Raw genomic sequence first — 16443 nt, forward strand, 5'->3', positions numbered from 1 at the left:
TGATCAGGTTGCTCGCTGATACGGGGGTGCTGTAGGTCTTTGAGAGATGGGCGGCAATGTCTTGGCGCGCCTCGGGAATGCCAAAAGGCGTTGAGTAGGCATGCAGCTGAGTAGGGGGAAGCTCTAGGAGTTCCTTCACCGTCTGTTTCAGCAGGTCAGGAGCTGGATTTGACGGGTTGCCTGCCGTGAAATCCATGACGGCGTCGGCTCCGATTTTCGCGGCGTCCTCCATGGCAGCCGCATGGGCCTGCCAGATAACGCTCTTGCCGGAAACTACGCGTTCGGCGATTGCATCGGCTGCAGCTTCTGAAGAAGTGCATCCTGTTCCAACAAGCAGCTGAGAGCCCAGAAGATGGCGATGGTGATGTACCCGGTGGTGCGAATCCTCAAGAACTACAACAGCATGACGGAGATGTGCCGCGCCATCATACGCGTGACCACCGAGGGATACTCGAAGAAGTACCTCAATCCGTCAGATATCATGAAGCTCGCTCGCTGAGACGGCTGATCTATCTGCGACTTTCGATGATCTTGCGAAGCTCGGCCTCGTACTGCTCCGCGTTCTGGAATACTATTCCTTCCATACCGACCCTGCGGCCGCCTTCGATATTGACAGGGCGGTCGTCGGTGAATACGCACTCCTCTGGCTTGAGACCATAGCGTTCAAAGAGTATGTTGTAGATTTCTGGCTCTGGCTTGACCACCTTCTCTTCGGATGAGATAACGCGTCCGTCGAGGAGCCTGAAGATGTCGTACTGGGCCATGGTAAGGTGGACCTTGCTGCACCAGTTGGTGAGTCCGTAGAGCTTGTAGCCCTCAGCCTTGAGCTTGGTGAGAAGTTCCCTCATACCCTTGGTCTCTCCGATCACGATGTCGGGGTAGTTCTCCTTGAACATCATCATCTCCGGGAGGAAGTCCGGATTCTCGGCAAGCACTTCGCCCATTATGTCGTCGATTGGCTGCTCCTCACGGTCCATTCGCTCCTGGAATTCAGGGGTGTTGAATACCTTTGCGAAGGCCATGCATCTTTCCCTGTCGGGGATATGGCGCTTGAAGAATCCTTCGAAGCTGTAGTCGACCAGCACCATGCCGAAGTCGAATATGAGGTTCTTTATCATCGTTCGTTATTTTTTTCGCCGCGAAGATACTAAAATCTTGTCGATCTTCCGTTTGCACCTTTGCTCCTGTCGGGAGATTTCACGGTCAAATCGGTCTCCGAAATACTCTCTGAAGTCCTGCATGGACTTCAGCATCCTGTTTAGCTCTGAGATGCCGAATTCGGGGTTGCTCCTTGTATGCGACATATATCCTCCCGAGAGTACCCTGTAGCAGGACATCTCGTCCTGAACCATCCTTCCGTTTCCGTGTATCAGGCAGGTGAGCATCACGCCAAGGTCTCCGTAAGGGAGGTTGCGAAGAAGCGTGCTCTTCAATTCTTCCTTCTTTCTTGCCATGGATGACCGGAAGAAGAAGGAACTCGTCTGGAAAGTGCTATGTCCCTTTCCGAACTTCATCCTCATAAGATCCTCCAGCTTGATCTCACTGCTCCTGAACCGGAAGAACTTTGGAACCGTGCTCATCATCCTGCTCCCGTCAGCCTTGATTTTCCTTACCCTTCCGAAGCACATCGTGCATCCCGGATGTGCCTCGAGCTGGTCATGCTGCTTCTGCAGCTTCAGCGGATCTGTCCAGAAGTCATCACCTTCGCAGAGTGCGATGTATTCGGCCTCCTTCTCGTATGGCTCGGTATAGACCGTCGTCGACTTTCCCTTGGAGTAGTGGTTCTCGGCCAGATAGATGCCTTTGATGATATCAGGATACTTCTCTTCATACTTCCGGATAATCTCCACGTTGCCGTCAGTGCTGCAGTCGTCAATCACCAACACGAGGAAAGGGAAATCAGTCTTCTGTATCACAAAACCTCGGAGAGCCTGCTCAATGAATCTCTCATGGTTGTATGTGTAACACTTTACGAGTACTTTCATGGCCTGATAAGTCTGATAACAGTCTCAATGTCCTCTTCCGTGAGCTGATGGTGTATCGGAAGACATATCACCGAATCCGCCAGGCTACGTGCGACCGGAAGGTTCTCAGGGTTTGCGGACGGAAGCCCGGAATATGGATGGAAGTCGGTTATCAACGGGTAGAAGTAGCGCCTGCCGTACACTCCGCCAGCCTTCATCTTCTCGTAGAGCTCGTCTCGTGACATCCCGTAGCCGCTCTCTACAAAGACAGGGAAGTATGAATAGTTGCTCCTGATACCTTTCTGCTCTTCAGGTATCCTGATCCCATCAATGCCGGCAAGGGCCTCCCTGTATCGCGAAGCGACCTGCTGGCGGCGGGCAATCGCGTCCCGGACCTTGCGGAGGGTGATGAGTCCGTATGCGGCTCGCATCTCATCCATCTTTGAGTTGATTCCGACCTCCGAAATTGTCACCTCGTCTTCATATCCGAAATTGCGCATCAGGTCGGCCGCGTTCTTGATCTGGCTGTCTTTGGTCACCAGCGCACCGCCTTCCACCGTGTTGTAGAGCTTCGTGGCATGGAAGGACAAGGTGGAAATGTCACCCTCAGTCAGGATGCTTCGTCCGTCTTTTTCCACTCCGAATGCATGTGCGGCATCATATATGACCTTAAGACTGTGGCGCTGGGCAATTTCCTCTATCCTTGCTGTGTCGCAGACGTTACCGTACACATGCACGGCAATGATTGCGCTCGTACGGGGAGTGATTGCTTCCTCGATCTTCTCGGGATCGATGCAACCGGTGACGGGGTCTACGTCGACAAAGACTGGCTTGAGACCGCTCCACCAGATGGCGTGCGATGTCGCGATGAAGGAATATGGCGTAGTGATGATCTCTCCAGTGAGCCCCAGAATCTTGATTGCAGCGAGCAGGGGCAGGGTGCCATTTGCGTAAAGGCTCAGGTATGGGACCTTCAGATGCTGGGACAGATCATGCTCGAGCCTCTCGTGAAGGGGACCGCAGTTGGTGATCATCTCTCTTTGCCATACTTCCCTGAGCAGCTCATGGAGCTCGTCGAGGTCAGGCAGAAGGGGAGTCGTAACTTTAATCATACTCATTTTTCAATAAGACTGTACTGCTTGAGCATCTGGGAAATCTGCTCCTTGGAGTTGAACATCATCACGTCGATTATCGATAGTCCAGGCACGAACTTTTCCGTACGCTGAGGATATGCCGGAAGCTGCGAACTTATGAACTTGAGCGTAATTCCATGTTTCATGAATTCATCATAGCTGTAAAGCTCCTGTCCGCCCACTGCGTTGATGTAGGTGTCGGCACCGGTGAGGCGGCAGTACTCATATATCCTGTCCTCCTTCTTCAGCCTTCCGTAGGTATCGAAGTCCGAGGTCTTTGCTATCCTTGTGGTTATGCCTATGCTCTTACATATCTCTTCGATGGAATTGGTGAGGAATGCTGACAGGTTTCGCTCCGGGTAGCCGAGTATTCCTTCCATCAGTCCCATCGTTTCGTCGTAGAAGGGGGCCTTGCAATAGTTATGGCTCAGTATGTTCAGTATCTGGGATGCCTTGACGTCGGCTATTTCCAGCTCGGAGATGAGCCTGTTGGGGCTTGCTCCCTTGATGCTGATTCCAATATATGTCGGCTCTCCTCCGACCAGGACGCGGTTACGACCTATCCATCCGTGACGTATATAGTTGTAGTCATCACCGACGAGGAAGAGGTCTGCAGAGTCAATCAACTGCCAGTATGCGAGATACGGCATGAAGTATGGCTGATTGGCGGAGAGTATCATAGTAGATGTCCTTTTTCTATCATGCTCATGTCGGAACTGTGCACGACGCTCATCTTTCGGTCGTCGACCTTGTTCGTCACAGGCGCACTGGATGCACGTACCATTCCTGAATCGTAGTATTTGTCATCTATGCACAGCATCATTCCGCAGATGTATTCGTCAAAATGTTGACCTTCCCAGTCCTGAGGGAAGGTCCTCTGTTCCACGAAAGGCTGCAGGATGAAACCGCTCATATCCTTGCTCTCCCAGATCTCCTTCCATTCCTCTTCGGAAGTCATGCATCCTGCATATACGTCCTCGCTCTTCCCGAGCATGTAAGGTTTCAAGATATACTTGTCCTTGTGCGCCCTGGCGTCAGCGAATGCCTCTGTATCAGAAGATAGATAGGTCATTATTGCATGACTGCGCAGGAAGTCTGCCTCTTCCGGGGAAAGAAAACGCTCCGTGAAGCTGTCCTCGAACCAGAGTCTCATGAATCTCTTGTCGTGAAGCAGGAGGATGGTACGCAAGTCGTTGATCATTCCCGAGTCCACGAGAGCCTTAAGAGTGTCCATGCTGTATGACATCAGGTCATGCTGGTTCAGAGCACTGAGGATGCATTTGCCTTCCCATGCACTTCTGTTGGCCTCGACTTCGTCTGCCTCAAGTATGGTGACCTTCTTCCCGAATCTCTCGTAGAGAGGCTTGTACATGGCTATGGCACTGGTCTTGTCGGCGCTCTTCAGCACGAAGATTTCGTCCTTGTCTCCCGGAAGATCGAGTATGTGAGCGATGACTTCCTCATATCTGGAAGCTCCCTGACCGTATCTGGCGGCATCGCATTCAGCATAGTAGCTCATGAACAGTCCGTGCCCAAAGAAACGGCTGGTTATCTCGCAGATGAGTATGTCTCCCTGCGAAGATACGATCCAGTCTGGACGCCATGCCCCTGCGCGGAAAGGCTTCGTACTCTGATAGTCGAGAATCTCCATCTCTTTAGGGGAGAGCCGGAGATATGGGTCGGTAAACTCTATGTAGTTGAGGGCGAGATATTCACAGGCCTTGTACAGCACGCGGTGGAGCTGTGTCAGCTCCTCGCGCCTCTGGTCTGTTATGACAAGCGGCTTCGAATGGTACCACTTGAGGAAGTAGTCCCTACGTGCGCCCCAAAGTTCATTGCATACCTCCGACAGACTACTCATTTCCCTTGAAGAGTCGCGATTGATAGCCAAGACACTGGAAACCATTGTCGTTGATGATGGGGATCATCGACGGAGAGATCTCGAGCTGTTTCCTTACCCAGAAGCAGATGCTGGTGGTCATGCCGAGGCTCTTTGTGATTTCCATGATGTGATCAAGTTCCTTGACGCAGAGAGCTCTGTCCGGTGCCGTGCGACCGCGCTGCTTGCGATGGTCTGCATTTGATGGCATGATATAGTCCTGGTACAACGACTTCTCAAGATTCTTGTCGAAATAGCCCAGACACTGACCGAGCATGGCAAGATTCTCCATGCATGCGGTAAGGAACTCCGGCTTGTAGTTCACGATGCCGGCGTCGCGGAGCTTTGTGAAGAAATCTCTGATATGCTCGTCCGTGAGGTATGGCGTGAAGATAGGCTGGACGAGAGCTGAGTTAGCGAGTATTCCATGCTCCTGGCACAACTTCACGGCTTTGAGCCTTTCCTCGATAGGTGCGGCATTCGGCTCGAGTATGTCCCTGAATTCCGTCGGCATGATCGAGACGCTGGTGTTGAACTGCATCTTGTCCTTGAGCTGCGCGAAAAGGTCAATCACGGTCTCTCCATTGTATTCTGTCAGCAGATGCTTTGCACCAGCCTTGCTCGCAATGAAAAGCCTCGCGTTGGAATTAGGATGTTTCTTGAAATGATCGATGAACTCATGGAGTATGCGATGTGCGATTCCTGTCTGGAGCGTAGGCTCCTGCAGCGCCTCAGTCTTTGGCGAGAAATAATAGTAGTGGTTCCAGTTCTTGCCTTTGCTGAGCTCTACGATCTGCTGCTCGATCTCTCTCTTCCTCTGAGGAGCTTCCTCGATCGCCTGGGCTAGTTCCCTGAGAAGCCTGTTACGCTCGATGAGATCTTCCTTAGTGACAGGAGTCGATACGTCTCCGTTCATCTCTTCGAGGAGCTTTCTGACATAGAGGTGATAATTGTCATACGCTACGAGCTCCTGCTCGTGTACACCATCGGTGACAAGACAGTACTGGCAGCCTACATAGCATCCGCGTACTGGATTGACCTCGAAAGTGAGGGTAGGACAACGTCCTGTATAGTTGTGTATCTCGGTCTCTATCTTGTCTGGATCGCAGTCTTCTATGGTCACATGAGGTCGTGGAATCACTGTCTTGGCTTTGAGGCGCTCGACGAAGATATGTGAGCCCTTTTCCAACGCCTCGATAGTCTGGTCCGAGGCATCCGTGTCAACTCCAAGTCCTTTGAGGTATTCCCTTCCTACAATTACTGGCTTGAAGCCTTCCATCGAATAGATGTTGTTGTTCTTGTCGTAGAGGTTATCTAGTATCTTAATCATATCAAATTTCGTTCTGAGTTTTATGAAATCAGGTGAAATATATGATAAAGATAAGGCAATTATGGGAGATATACAAAAAAGATACGCCTATAGGACAAGCGTCATCTTTATGTGGGGAATGCCGTCGAGGATGAAGGAATCCGAAGACTGGCGGAAGCCGACGCCTTCGTAGAAACCCTTGGCGTATTCCTGGGCCTCGATGTCGATACGCTTGGCATCGAAATGCTTCTGAGCGGCTTCGATGGCTGCAAGCATGATCTGCTTGCCGTAACCCTTCCCACGCTCGGTGGTGATGACCCTGCCGATCGATATCTCTACCATGTGGGAGCCTGCAGGGCAGACCCTGCAAAGGGCCTTGGTCACGCCGTCGACCTCCGACCAGAGGTGAATCGCCGTCTGGTCGTCTCCGTCGAGGTCCTGATAAACGCAGTCCTGCTCCACGACGAACACCTCTGCACGCACTCTCAGGAGTTCGTAGAGCTCGTCGATGGTCAATTCATGGAAGGGCTTGATGTGGATGCTTGCGCTCTCCATCTTACTGTCTATTTGTTCTCCTGATTTCTCAGACATGCAGGCAACTTTCCATGTTCCCTGTGGTGAGCGACGCATGCGCAGCATTTTCCATGACGAGGGCAATCCTTAGGGCATGGGCAATCGATAGCTGGGTTGTGTGCGCATACAGGCTTAAGTTCGGTAGTATTGTTCTCCATTTCTATTGCGTTTGATAGGTTAATTCTCAAATGTACGAAATAGTTCCGAAAAGAACTATATTTGTATCAAACCAGATACACCTAAGCACCATGAAATCAAATATCAGGAAATTTGCGGTCCTTTTTGCAGTAGTCGTTGCCGCTCTTGCGGTGTCTTGCAAGCAGAAGGAAGCGAAGGACATTGACTATGTATATATCAATCCAGCATACTTCAAGTCGGTTGTATATCACATCGATTCCTGCATGACCGCGATTGCCAATGAGCCGCTTGACCCGAATGTCGCCCTGAGCGAAGAAGATATGAATGCAGTGGGTCAGGCAACCGATTCAGCAGCTCTCGCATGGACCCATTTCAGGGACCTCTGCTACGACGGCCAGTTCAAGGATGCATACAATTTCTACTCGACCGGCGACAATTCCGGCAGTTTCATCATCTATCTCAAGCACTCGACCTATCGCTATATCTTCTACGATCAGGTCATCGGTCCTATGATCTATGAATTCGAGCCGAAGGAACGTGCGGACGAAGTGTATCTTGGTCTTCTTTCTCTCGAGTATTCACTGGAGAGCCTCACGATGCATTATGCAGTGGGGGATACCGAGTACATCCCTGAGACCTTCCCGTCCATTGCCGTGGATTATGGCCAGATGCTGGCCGCTAATGGCAAGATCGATGAGGCGTTCGAACTCGTGGACGACTATGCCTATGCGATGAACGGTCTCAGCGGGAATCCGGCGTATGCGAACCTCAGCGTAGCTGTCTTTGCTGCGTCACTCTATCGTAGCTACGGCGCAATCGACAACGCCATCGCAGTGCTCGAGGAGTACAAGGAGTTCACCCAGAACAATCTGGATCCAGAGGTCGATCCAGCAGACTATGAGCATTACTTCGCTGTCGTTGACAACGCCATCAAGACCTTCCGCGAGCAGCAGTAAGCTTTATTTCTTAGAGAATCTTCTCCAGAGGATGATGGCGATGTGGCAGCCGAACAAGGCGATCAACCATCCGAGGAAAGCTCCGAAGAGTATGTCTCCGACATAGTGCTTGGCGAGGAATACTCTGCTCAGAGAGATGAGCACAGCCCATACGCAGAGGACGCAGGTGGCCCATCTTACCACGACTGCGTCTTTTGTGTTTATTGCGTCAGACGCTACCTGCTCTCCTGAGGACTTGAAACAGTGATGATGGTGTCCTTGAGTATGACCGTCGAGACTGCCTCTGAGATGGGCATGGAAGAAGAATGCCACGCAGGTGAGGAATCCGAAAGCATTTGCTGCATGGGCGGACGGAAATCCATAGATATGCCTGGCAGATGCAGGAATAGGAAGGTGGAGACCTCTTTCGAGCATGATAGGGTCATTGCCGGGACGCAACCTCGCGATGCCGTCCTTGATGATATTGCAGATCTGGTCCTCGATTCCGAGGATGATGGCAGTCGTAAGAAGCATGAGCAGAGCCTTCTTCCATCCGAGTTTCCAGAACATGATTCCGAGTATGATGATGTATATCACGGCAGTCGTGAACCTGTCGGACAGGAATATCCAGAATGCGTCACTGGCAGGGCAGTGCAGGCTGTTGATGGCAAGTGAAATGGTTCTATCTAATTCTCCCATATCCATAAGTATGATTTCGGTTTAACTTAATGTCTTGAGAACTTTCTCTATCAGGCGCTGGCCGTGCGGCAGGAAGAATCCTGCAACGGGTCCGACAAGGAACGCACAGATCAATGTCCCGACGCCGAACGATCCTCCGAATGCGAATCCGAGAGCGATGAAAACGCAGTCAACCACTATGCGCACCACGGAGAAAGGCTTCTTCAGCTTATCGCTGATGACTATCCCGACGAGATCGTTAGGACCTGTTCCGGCGTCAGATTTTATGACTATCGTCATTCCTATTGCGAGAATCACGCAGCCTACGGCATTGAAAGCGAGCCTTACGAGAAGGTTGCTCTCTGGTCCGATGACAGGAGCGAGACACCAATTGAAAAAGTCGATTATCGGACCTCCGCAGAACATGCAGAGAATGGTGCCGATCTTGACATAGCTCTTGTCCACGAAAAGGAGCACGATGATGATCAGTATGCTGATCGCCATGTGAGTGAATCCATGGGTGAGTGTAGGAATATCGGCTATCTTCTGCGTGGTCCTGAACAGTCCCTGGATGAACACGTTGAATGGATCTGAGCCGAGGTTTGCAAGCAGGAACATAGATACTCCCAGATGTGCTATCGTGAGTCCCACGAAGAGGAGTGCTATTCGGATGGCTGTTTCTTTTATGTTTTTCATAGGTTCTATCTGTGTAGGTGACGAGGAGCGTTGGCCGGCGCCTGATGCGGAGCAGCTTTCGACGGTGGAGGAGGCATGTTCCTCATGCGGATTTCGCTGGTCAGACCGCGCACGAGACCTCCGATCGGAATTCCTATCGAAGCATTGTCTCCGATTCGAATCGTAGGGGTTATTATAGGCAGGGTCTCCCAGCTGCGTGACATCGGGTCGAAATAGCGCTCGGCTCCGAGGTTTATTCCGACTACGTCACCCGCGATGCTGATATATCCGCCATACCGGGAAGTGTTGACAAAAGGGTAGGCGGACATCGTCACATATGGTACCTTGTCATAGAACTGGCCGTAAGCGACTATTCCTATGTTCTCTGTTATCCCGTAGGCTATCTGACCTCCGACCCCGAGCTGATACATGTTCGGAATGTACATTCCTGCATAGTTGGTGGCAGAGACTCCAGCAACGATTCCCAACTTTCCGAAATTCATACCTGCTGCAAGTTCTGCCTCCCTGCTTGTAAGAAGGAAAGGATGCTCGTGGTAGCTGCTGCTGCCGATTATTCCGAAGTTGCCGTGGGACCATACTGTTCCGGAACCGTAATAATTTCGTATGAATGGCACTGGCTTAAGGCCGGGGCTGGGAATGAATGCCTCCGTATTCGTGATCTGTATCTTCTCTGCAAAAGATGGCCTGGAGAGCGATGAGTCGCGCATTCTGCTTATCTCGATATCTGGCAGAGGATGTCTGCGGGCTTCGAAGTTGTCTGCCTCCATGACATCTTTCTCAAGCACCTTGTCTGAAAGAACTGCCGGGTCACTCATAGCCGAAGAATTGTCTTCTTGCACAGTCTCCTGCCGATCATTTTCAGAAATGACGACCTTTTCGTTCTGAGCATATACACTGGCGCTCATGCCCAGCAATACTGCCAGACATGACACAACTTTTCCGATATGCTTTCTAATCGTCATTTTTCTATGTTCTCGCGGTAGACGACGGAACCGCTGGCCTGGTGGGTAGCGAGGACAAGAACCTCTGCGATCTGGACATGCTTAGGAGCGGATGCTGCATAGAATGCAACATCGGCGATGTCGGCTCCGGAAAGCGGAGTGATGCCCTTGTATACATTCTCTGCGCGTGCGCTGTCACCATGGAAACGGACCGTACTGAAGTTGGTCTCAACGAGACCAGGCTTGATGTTGGTGACGCGGATTGCCGTCTCTGCGACATCGATTCGCAGACCGTCGGTGATGGCTTTCACCGCAGCCTTGGTAGCACAATATACGTTTCCACCGGCGTATGCGGCATCGCCAGCAACGCTGCCGATATTGATGATGTGACCGGAGTTCCTATCGACCATTCCAGGAACAACCCAACGAGTCATGAAGAGGAGGCCCTTGATGTTGGTGTCGATCATGGTGTTCCAATCCTCGGACTCTCCCTCATACTCCTTCTCGAGTCCGAGTGCGAGTCCGGCGTTGTTGATCAGCACGTCGATATTCTTCCATTCAGGGGAGAGGCTTGCGATCGCGTCCTTGCATGCCTGCTCGTCGCGGACATCATATACGAGATCCACGACCTTGGCACCGACGCTCTCGAGCTCTGCCTTCACCTGCGCGAGCTTGTCAGCCCTGCGGGCGGTGATGATGAGATCGTATCCGCCCTCGGCGAACTTCTTTGCACATGCTTCTCCGATGCCGCTGGTGGCACCTGTTACCATTGCTATCTTTTTCATGTCTGTTCTTGTTCTTAGTTAAGTTTTGGTTAATAATTCTGTCCTATTTCACGCTTGCGAGGGCAAAATACTCGTCGCGGAGTGCCTTCTTGGCAGGATTGCCGCTGAGGGTGCAGTTGCCACGTAGAGCAAGGTCGGCAGACGAAGCTCCCACTGCGAATGCATAGTCGCCAGGAGATACGGTCCAAACGCTCTTGCCGCCTTCCTCGCTCCACCATGCGAGCTGGTCTACCGCTACCTGGAAGCTGACCTGAGCACTCTCTCCGGCATCGAGGCTGAGCCTCTTGTAGCCCTTGAGCTGGACAGGCTTGAGCGGCTGGCCGCTGAGAGGGAGAGCATAGAGCTGAGCAACCTCGTCACCCTTGCATGAACCGGTGTTGGTAACGGTGCAGCTGACGGTGAGATACTTGTCGGAAGTCTTTGCGGAAGGCTGTACATTGATGTCGCTGTACAGGAAAGACGTATATGAGAGACCATATCCGAAAGGATATGCCACGAGATCCTGCGAAGGAAGCTCATTGTAGCAGAAAAGATCGCTTGCTTCGCTCTTGGGATAGCTTACGCAGAGCTTACCTGATGGGTTGACCTTGCCGGTGAGAATGTCGCTGAGCGCATGACCGCCTTCCTCGCCAGGGAACCAGGCCTGTACGATGGCTGCTGCGCCGTCAGCAACCGCGTCGATCACCTGAGGATGGCCTCCGAATACGACGAGGATCACCGGCTTTCCAGTCGCCTCGAGTTCCTTCACGAACTGTTCCTGCTCGCCTGGGAGACGTATTCCATTGCGTGTGCGGTTCTCTCCGCTGAGGTAGATGTTCTCACCCATGGCTGCGATGATCACGTCGCTCTCTGCAGCAGTCTTGATTGCATCCTTCCAATCGGTTGGATCCGGAGACTCGATCTTGCGTACGAATCTGGTGATACGTGCGTCGCCGCCGAGAGATATCTTGATGTCGTTGAGCGAACTCCAGTCGCAACCGCGCGAGTAAGTGATTTCGCCCTCATATCCCTTGCTGAGCTCGTCGAGCAGAGTAGGAATGTTGAGCGAAGACGCATCAACCTCGTGACGATGGAAGAAGAGCTGCATCGACTGGAATGTATAGTCTCCGAGCATGCTCCAATATGAGTTTGCATTAGGACCGACGATTGCGACCTTCTTGCCCTTTGCGAGCGGAAGGACACCGTCGTTCTTGAGGAGTACCATCGACTCCTTTGCGATATCGTAAGCGAGCTGGCGGCTCTCCTTCGAGTCGAGGTCGAGCGGTCCTTCGGCATAGAGCTTCGGCGCAGGGTCGAGCAGGCCGGCACGAGCCTTCATCATGAGGGCACGCTTCACTGCCTTCTCGAGGACTTCCTCCGAGATGCGTCCTTCCCTCACGAGCTCAGGGATGAACTGGTAGCTTGTAGGGGAGCAGAGCTCGATATCATTTCCAGCCACGAGAGCGTCGATAGCGCATTGCTTAAGGAATTCAGGGTCGCGATTTCTGCTGTCCTGCTGGACTGAGCCATAGTCGCTGATGACAGTTCCCTCGTACTGGAGATAGCCCCTGAGAATCACGTTCAGGAGGGTGTCGCTGCATACTGCATACTCGTCGCGGAACTTATTGTAGGAAGTCATGAGCGACTCGCTGCCGAGCTTGCGGATGATGACCTCGTGAGGAAGAAGAACCTCCTCATACATCTCTTTCCATGAGAGAGTATTTGCTCCGCCGTAGCCGAGGAAATGCTTGGTAGTGGCAGCTACTCCATTCTCGAAGCCCTCGCTCTGGAGACCGTCCACGAAAGCATATCCGAGGGTCGCGGTGAGATATCCGTCCTCTCCGCAGGATTCCTCGATACGGGTCCAGTGCGGAGTACGGATCACGTCGAGCATAGGTGAGAGAGCGAGCTGCTGGCCCATAGCTCTCATCATCTTCGCCGTCATGGCCGTCTTCTTGTAGAACATCTCCGGATTCCAGCTGCATGCAGCTCCAATTGCCTGAGGGAAAGCGGTCGCGCCACGTGCCGTAAGGCCTGTGAGACACTCCTCGTGGAAGATAGCAGGAATGCCCGCCGAGGTCTCGTTCATCAGGTAGTCCTGGATGTCCTTGACCATCTCGCGAATTCCGTCTGCATCCTTATCCTGCGAACTGGTAGGCTGGCAGATGTGTCCGACTCCGTAAGGAATCTTCTCTCGCATCTTCTCGATTGAAATCTTTCCGTCGACCATGAGCTCCGATGGATAGATACCGTAGAGCTGGGCGGCCTTCTCTTCGAGAGACAGACGTGCATAGACTTCGTCGACCTTTTTCTGGAGTGGGTCGTTGGCGCATGAACTTGCAACGATGGCAAGTGCTGATAACAGGATGGATGCCTTTTTCATTATGTGTGTTCAGTGTTATTTGGTTCTGTCGTATATATTCTTGTCTTTATCGGATTCCGTCGCCCTTTACTTCCTCGATGCCGTCGATCTCGTAGAGTTGCTTGAGCGCCAGCACGAGTTCTGTGACTGAATGTACGAAGAAGGTGACCTTTCCCTCTGCGATCTCGTCCTTGGTCTCGGTGGTTATCGAGTCAATGGAGAGGCCGAGACCATTGGTGATCTTGTCGATCACGTCCATAAGAAGGTGGTAGCGGTCTATTCCTCTGAAAGCCACGGTCACAGGGTACTGAACGTCCGGAGTCTCGTGGAAATCTACGTTCACGACGTTGTCACCGAGCTGGGAAGCCTGCTCGATAATTGCAGGACAGCTGCGTCGATGGACCATGACGGTGCCGTTAGCCTCGCGGAAGCCGATGATGTCGCCGCCAGGGATAGGCTGGCAGATAGGGCAGCGTTTGATAGGCTCGTCTTTTTCCATGGACTTGAGGACCTGGTGGATGGCACGCTTTGCATTGTAGGTCTGGACATGCTCGAGCCAGTCTTCCTTGACCGTGATCTCGTCGCTGACACCGATCTCGATGCAGTCTCCGCGCTGGAGGACGGTCTTGATAGATGAGAGATGGCCGTTAATACGTGCATACTTTGCATGAATTCCGATGTGTGGATCTTTCTCGAAAGCAAAATCCAGTGCCGTCGCATCCTTCGGAAGTATGTATGCGCTGCTGTCCGGAGCAAACACCATGATGTCGTCATAGTAGAGAGTCGAGATGATGCTGTCCATATAGTTGCCCTCGAGCGACTGGTCGGCCATGTCCTCGAGGATCATCTTGAAGCGCTTCATCCATGCCGCTACGTTGTGGCCCTCCTGAAGGTCGAACATGCATCCGAGCTTCGATACGGCTACCATGTGCTCGGAGCATATCTGTACGTCCTCCCAGATTCCCGTATCGCTGAGAAGCTGGAGCTTGATGCACTTGTACGCGTTCTCCTTGGCCTGGTCGATCTGGTTCGTGAAGCTGTTTGGCTTCTCCTTGAAGCGGTCGGTCAGGAGAGAATATATGCGCAGGCAGACTCTCTTTTCCGGATAGTTCCTGGTATCCTTGAAGGTCACTCGGATATAGTATCTGTTCTCCACGTGCTTGAGGTCGATGTTCTCGGCCTTCATCTTTCGCCAGATGCTGTATGGACGGCGGTAGAATACCTCAGCCTTACCGTTGATCTCATTCTCCGCCAGAATCTTGTCGATCTCCTCGACGAAGATGCTCAGACGCTCCCTGTTGGCAAGCTCATCGGTATAGAGGTCGCGCTCGATGTCGTTGTACTCCATCTCGCACCTGTACTTGAACGCGAGGTTCTCGAGGTCTGTCTTGATGTCGAAGAGGCCGAGGCGGTTCGCGAGCGGCGCGTAGAAGTAGTCTGTCTCTCCGGCAATCTTCATCTGCTTGTCCGGACGCATGCTGGCGAGGGTTCGCATGTTGTGCAAGCGATCGGCGAGCTTCACCATGAGCGCACGTATGTCGTAGTGCATGGAATCAAGCAGCTGCTTGAAGTTGTCCACCTGCTTGGACGCCTTGTAGGTGTCCTTCTTCTTCTTGGTCACGACGTCCACGAGGAAGGCGACATCCTCGCCGAAGCGCTCCTTGATCTGCTCGACAGTGATAGGGGTGTCCTCGACGACATCATGCAGGAAGGCGCACATGACGCTGTGGAGATCGAGCTTGAGCTCCTCCGCGGCGATGCTTGCCACTGCGATAGGGTGAATGATATATGGATGGCCGGATTTGCGTTTCTGGTCTTTGTGTGCCTCACGAGCGAACTCGTAGGAGTCTTTAAGCTGCTCCATTTCTTCAGCAGTGATGCGTGGTGCCATCACGTCGAACACATGTTGTGCCGACTGCTGAATGTCAAGGTCAAGGTTCTGTTCCATTATTCTATGTTACTTTCCGATGCGATTGGCGATCAATATGTACAGTCGCGAAATCAGGACGAGGAAGATGATGATGCAGAGCACATACCACATCACGCCCATGAAAGGGAATTCACTGCCGATTCCGAACGCGCCCATCGGTGAACCCCAGTTCAGGAAGAAGTAAGGGTAGTTGGTGGTTGCTGAGAACGGCCAGTTGCAGACATATCCAATCGATGCGAATATCAGGTAATAAAAAGGAGGGATGATGCTCCAGTATGAATCCTTTCCCTTGAGGGTCAGCATGCCGCCGCAGACGAGAAAGTCGACGATGGCGAGGACAGGGGAGCATACATGGACGAGGACGCTGTCGATCCTGAACGGATTGGCGATCGTCGGAGCAAGCACGAAGCAGTAAACGAATCCCGTGAGGGTGATTGCTACGGTCACGACAAGGTCAAGTATTGACCAGACCCTCTCGCTCTCCTTGTTCTTTAGCATGACGGCAATGCCGGCGATGGCAAGCAGCATGACCCAGATGTTGGACTGGATGGTGAAATAGAGGAGATAGCTCCAGCGGATGGTACCGTCGTGAGCGTTGGTCATGGTGAGCACGATTCCAAGACCCGCACAAAGTGCGAGGATGGCCTTGAGTGCAAGTGAAATGTTCCTTCTCATAGAGTTGTACAACTGATGTTCAAATATACGAACTTGTTCGGAAACTCGGCTCTCATCTTTGTAATAAGGTACATTCTTCGTACTTTTAGCGCTCAATTCGCCCCTTAGAACGTAAATGATGGAAAAGACAAGCTTTGCACAGAGGACTCGCGAGGAATTCAACGGCCTCAAGACCAAGCAGGACAGGAAGAATTTCTTTTACAACATAATCTTCGAATCAGATACTCCGGAAGGCAGAATTTTCGACGTCTTCCTGATGGTCTGCATCTTCGTCAGCGTCATCATCGCAATATTCGGCAGCACCTTCAAGGCCGACTGGCTGAAGACCACAGTGCTGGTCCTCGAATACTTCTTCACCGTGTTCTTCACCGCTGAGTATGTCCTCAGGCTCTACTGCTCGAAGAACCCGAGGGAATATGCCCTGAGCGTGTTCGGTATCATCGACCTGCTTGCAATCCTGCCGATG

At 52.3% G+C, this 16443-nt stretch carries 19 protein-coding genes; 3 read left to right on the top strand and 16 right to left on the bottom strand.

Annotated features, from left to right (window positions below; genetic code table 11):
• A partial coding sequence (locus AC06ND_RS05230) for a hypothetical protein (RefSeq protein ID WP_475677938.1) occupies positions 1-232 on the bottom strand: 232 nt, incomplete at its 3' end.
• Positions 233-352: 120 nt separating this feature from the next.
• Between AC06ND_RS05230 and AC06ND_RS05235 the strand changes: the two genes are divergently transcribed.
• Positions 353-499, top strand: coding sequence for a hypothetical protein (locus AC06ND_RS05235; RefSeq protein WP_475677939.1), 147 nt, complete (start codon positions 353-355; stop codon positions 497-499).
• Positions 500-509: 10 nt separating this feature from the next.
• Here the strand turns inward: AC06ND_RS05235 and AC06ND_RS05240 are convergent, their stop codons facing one another.
• The 8 genes from AC06ND_RS05240 to AC06ND_RS05275 form a co-directional block, all read right to left on the bottom strand.
• A complete protein-coding gene (locus AC06ND_RS05240; RefSeq protein WP_475677940.1) occupies positions 510-1118 on the bottom strand; it encodes an HAD family hydrolase in 609 nt (202 codons plus the stop codon).
• Positions 1119-1124: 6 nt separating this feature from the next.
• The gene (locus tag AC06ND_RS05245; protein WP_475677941.1) at positions 1125-1985 is read right to left on the bottom strand and encodes a glycosyltransferase; all 861 of its coding nucleotides are present in this window, start codon (positions 1983-1985) and stop codon (positions 1125-1127) included.
• Positions 1982-3082, bottom strand: a complete 1101-nt coding sequence (locus tag AC06ND_RS05250; protein ID WP_475677942.1) for a DegT/DnrJ/EryC1/StrS family aminotransferase — start codon at positions 3080-3082, stop codon at positions 1982-1984. Before AC06ND_RS05250 ends, AC06ND_RS05245 begins: the two co-directional genes overlap by 4 nt.
• A complete protein-coding gene (locus AC06ND_RS05255; RefSeq protein WP_475677943.1) occupies positions 3079-3777 on the bottom strand; it encodes a WbqC family protein in 699 nt (232 codons plus the stop codon). The genes AC06ND_RS05250 and AC06ND_RS05255 overlap by 4 nt, the downstream gene beginning before the upstream one ends.
• Positions 3774-4958 (bottom strand): ATP-grasp domain-containing protein, encoded by a 1185-nt coding sequence (locus AC06ND_RS05260; protein WP_475677944.1) that lies wholly within the window; start codon positions 4956-4958, stop codon positions 3774-3776. The genes AC06ND_RS05255 and AC06ND_RS05260 overlap by 4 nt, the downstream gene beginning before the upstream one ends.
• Positions 4951-6306, bottom strand: a complete 1356-nt coding sequence (locus AC06ND_RS05265; RefSeq protein WP_475677945.1) for a radical SAM family protein — start codon at positions 6304-6306, stop codon at positions 4951-4953. The genes AC06ND_RS05260 and AC06ND_RS05265 overlap by 8 nt, the downstream gene beginning before the upstream one ends.
• Before the next feature lie 87 nt (positions 6307-6393).
• On the bottom strand, positions 6394-6840 hold the full coding sequence (locus AC06ND_RS05270; RefSeq protein WP_475677946.1) for a GNAT family N-acetyltransferase: 447 nt from the start codon (positions 6838-6840) through the stop codon (positions 6394-6396).
• 8 nt (positions 6841-6848) lie between these two features.
• A complete protein-coding gene (locus AC06ND_RS05275) occupies positions 6849-7016 on the bottom strand; it encodes a hypothetical protein (protein WP_475677947.1) in 168 nt (55 codons plus the stop codon).
• A gap of 90 nt (positions 7017-7106) precedes the next feature.
• On the opposite strand from AC06ND_RS05275, the gene AC06ND_RS05280 reads away from it, so the two are divergent.
• The gene (locus AC06ND_RS05280) at positions 7107-7952 is read left to right on the top strand and encodes a hypothetical protein (RefSeq protein ID WP_475677948.1); all 846 of its coding nucleotides are present in this window, start codon (positions 7107-7109) and stop codon (positions 7950-7952) included.
• Positions 7953-7955: 3 nt separating this feature from the next.
• Here AC06ND_RS05280 and AC06ND_RS05285 read toward each other — a convergent pair whose 3' ends face one another.
• From AC06ND_RS05285 to AC06ND_RS05315, 7 genes are all read right to left on the bottom strand, one after another.
• Positions 7956-8630: a phosphatase PAP2 family protein gene (locus tag AC06ND_RS05285; protein WP_475677949.1), complete on the bottom strand. Its 675-nt coding sequence runs from the start codon at positions 8628-8630 to the stop codon at positions 7956-7958.
• 21 nt (positions 8631-8651) lie between these two features.
• On the bottom strand, positions 8652-9305 hold the full coding sequence (locus AC06ND_RS05290) for a YczE/YyaS/YitT family protein (RefSeq protein ID WP_475677950.1): 654 nt from the start codon (positions 9303-9305) through the stop codon (positions 8652-8654).
• Positions 9306-9310: 5 nt separating this feature from the next.
• Positions 9311-10120, bottom strand: coding sequence for a hypothetical protein (locus tag AC06ND_RS05295; RefSeq protein WP_475677951.1), 810 nt, complete (start codon positions 10118-10120; stop codon positions 9311-9313).
• Between the two features lie 143 nt (positions 10121-10263).
• Positions 10264-11031 carry an SDR family NAD(P)-dependent oxidoreductase gene (locus AC06ND_RS05300; RefSeq protein WP_475677952.1) on the bottom strand — a complete coding sequence of 256 codons (768 nt, stop codon included), beginning with the start codon at positions 11029-11031 and terminating at the stop codon, positions 10264-10266.
• A gap of 43 nt (positions 11032-11074) precedes the next feature.
• On the bottom strand, positions 11075-13393 hold the full coding sequence (locus tag AC06ND_RS05305; RefSeq protein WP_475677953.1) for a glycoside hydrolase family 3 N-terminal domain-containing protein: 2319 nt from the start codon (positions 13391-13393) through the stop codon (positions 11075-11077).
• Positions 13394-13439: 46 nt separating this feature from the next.
• Complete coding sequence (locus AC06ND_RS05310) at positions 13440-15320, bottom strand: HD domain-containing protein (RefSeq protein WP_475677954.1); 1881 nt, start codon at positions 15318-15320, stop codon at positions 13440-13442.
• Positions 15321-15329: 9 nt separating this feature from the next.
• Entirely contained in the window at positions 15330-15977 is a 648-nt protein-coding gene (locus tag AC06ND_RS05315) for a Pr6Pr family membrane protein (protein ID WP_475677955.1), read from the bottom strand.
• 118 nt (positions 15978-16095) lie between these two features.
• On the opposite strand from AC06ND_RS05315, the gene AC06ND_RS05320 reads away from it, so the two are divergent.
• Positions 16096-16443, top strand: a 348-nt coding sequence (locus AC06ND_RS05320; protein ID WP_475677956.1) for an ion transporter, incomplete at its 3' end; no start/stop codon positions are given.

It is taken from the genome of Candidatus Cryptobacteroides sp. (assembly GCF_056207615.1).

Excerpts from the sequence above, each read along its gene's own strand:
- AC06ND_RS05265 (WP_475677945.1), bottom strand. The coding sequence starts at position 6,306 with ATGATTAAGATACTAGATAACCTCTACGACAAGAACAACAACATCTAT.
- AC06ND_RS05275 (WP_475677947.1), bottom strand. The coding sequence starts at position 7,016 with ATGGAGAACAATACTACCGAACTTAAGCCTGTATGCGCACACAACCCA.
- AC06ND_RS05295 (WP_475677951.1), bottom strand. The coding sequence starts at position 10,120 with ATGAGTGACCCGGCAGTTCTTTCAGACAAGGTGCTTGAGAAAGATGTC.
- AC06ND_RS05285 (WP_475677949.1), bottom strand. The coding sequence starts at position 8,630 with ATGGGAGAATTAGATAGAACCATTTCACTTGCCATCAACAGCCTGCAC.
- AC06ND_RS05235 (WP_475677939.1), top strand. The coding sequence starts at position 353 with ATGGCGATGGTGATGTACCCGGTGGTGCGAATCCTCAAGAACTACAAC.
- AC06ND_RS05300 (WP_475677952.1), bottom strand. The coding sequence starts at position 11,031 with ATGAAAAAGATAGCAATGGTAACAGGTGCCACCAGCGGCATCGGAGAA.
- AC06ND_RS05240 (WP_475677940.1), bottom strand. The coding sequence starts at position 1,118 with ATGATAAAGAACCTCATATTCGACTTCGGCATGGTGCTGGTCGACTAC.
- AC06ND_RS05255 (WP_475677943.1), bottom strand. The coding sequence starts at position 3,777 with ATGATACTCTCCGCCAATCAGCCATACTTCATGCCGTATCTCGCATAC.
- AC06ND_RS05280 (WP_475677948.1), top strand. The coding sequence starts at position 7,107 with ATGAAATCAAATATCAGGAAATTTGCGGTCCTTTTTGCAGTAGTCGTT.
- AC06ND_RS05245 (WP_475677941.1), bottom strand. The coding sequence starts at position 1,985 with ATGAAAGTACTCGTAAAGTGTTACACATACAACCATGAGAGATTCATT.
- AC06ND_RS05305 (WP_475677953.1), bottom strand. The coding sequence starts at position 13,393 with ATGAAAAAGGCATCCATCCTGTTATCAGCACTTGCCATCGTTGCAAGT.
- AC06ND_RS05315 (WP_475677955.1), bottom strand. The coding sequence starts at position 15,977 with ATGAGAAGGAACATTTCACTTGCACTCAAGGCCATCCTCGCACTTTGT.
- AC06ND_RS05270 (WP_475677946.1), bottom strand. The coding sequence starts at position 6,840 with ATGGAGAGCGCAAGCATCCACATCAAGCCCTTCCATGAATTGACCATC.
- AC06ND_RS05250 (WP_475677942.1), bottom strand. The coding sequence starts at position 3,082 with ATGAGTATGATTAAAGTTACGACTCCCCTTCTGCCTGACCTCGACGAG.
- AC06ND_RS05310 (WP_475677954.1), bottom strand. The coding sequence starts at position 15,320 with ATGGAACAGAACCTTGACCTTGACATTCAGCAGTCGGCACAACATGTG.
- AC06ND_RS05290 (WP_475677950.1), bottom strand. The coding sequence starts at position 9,305 with ATGAAAAACATAAAAGAAACAGCCATCCGAATAGCACTCCTCTTCGTG.
- AC06ND_RS05260 (WP_475677944.1), bottom strand. The coding sequence starts at position 4,958 with ATGAGTAGTCTGTCGGAGGTATGCAATGAACTTTGGGGCGCACGTAGG.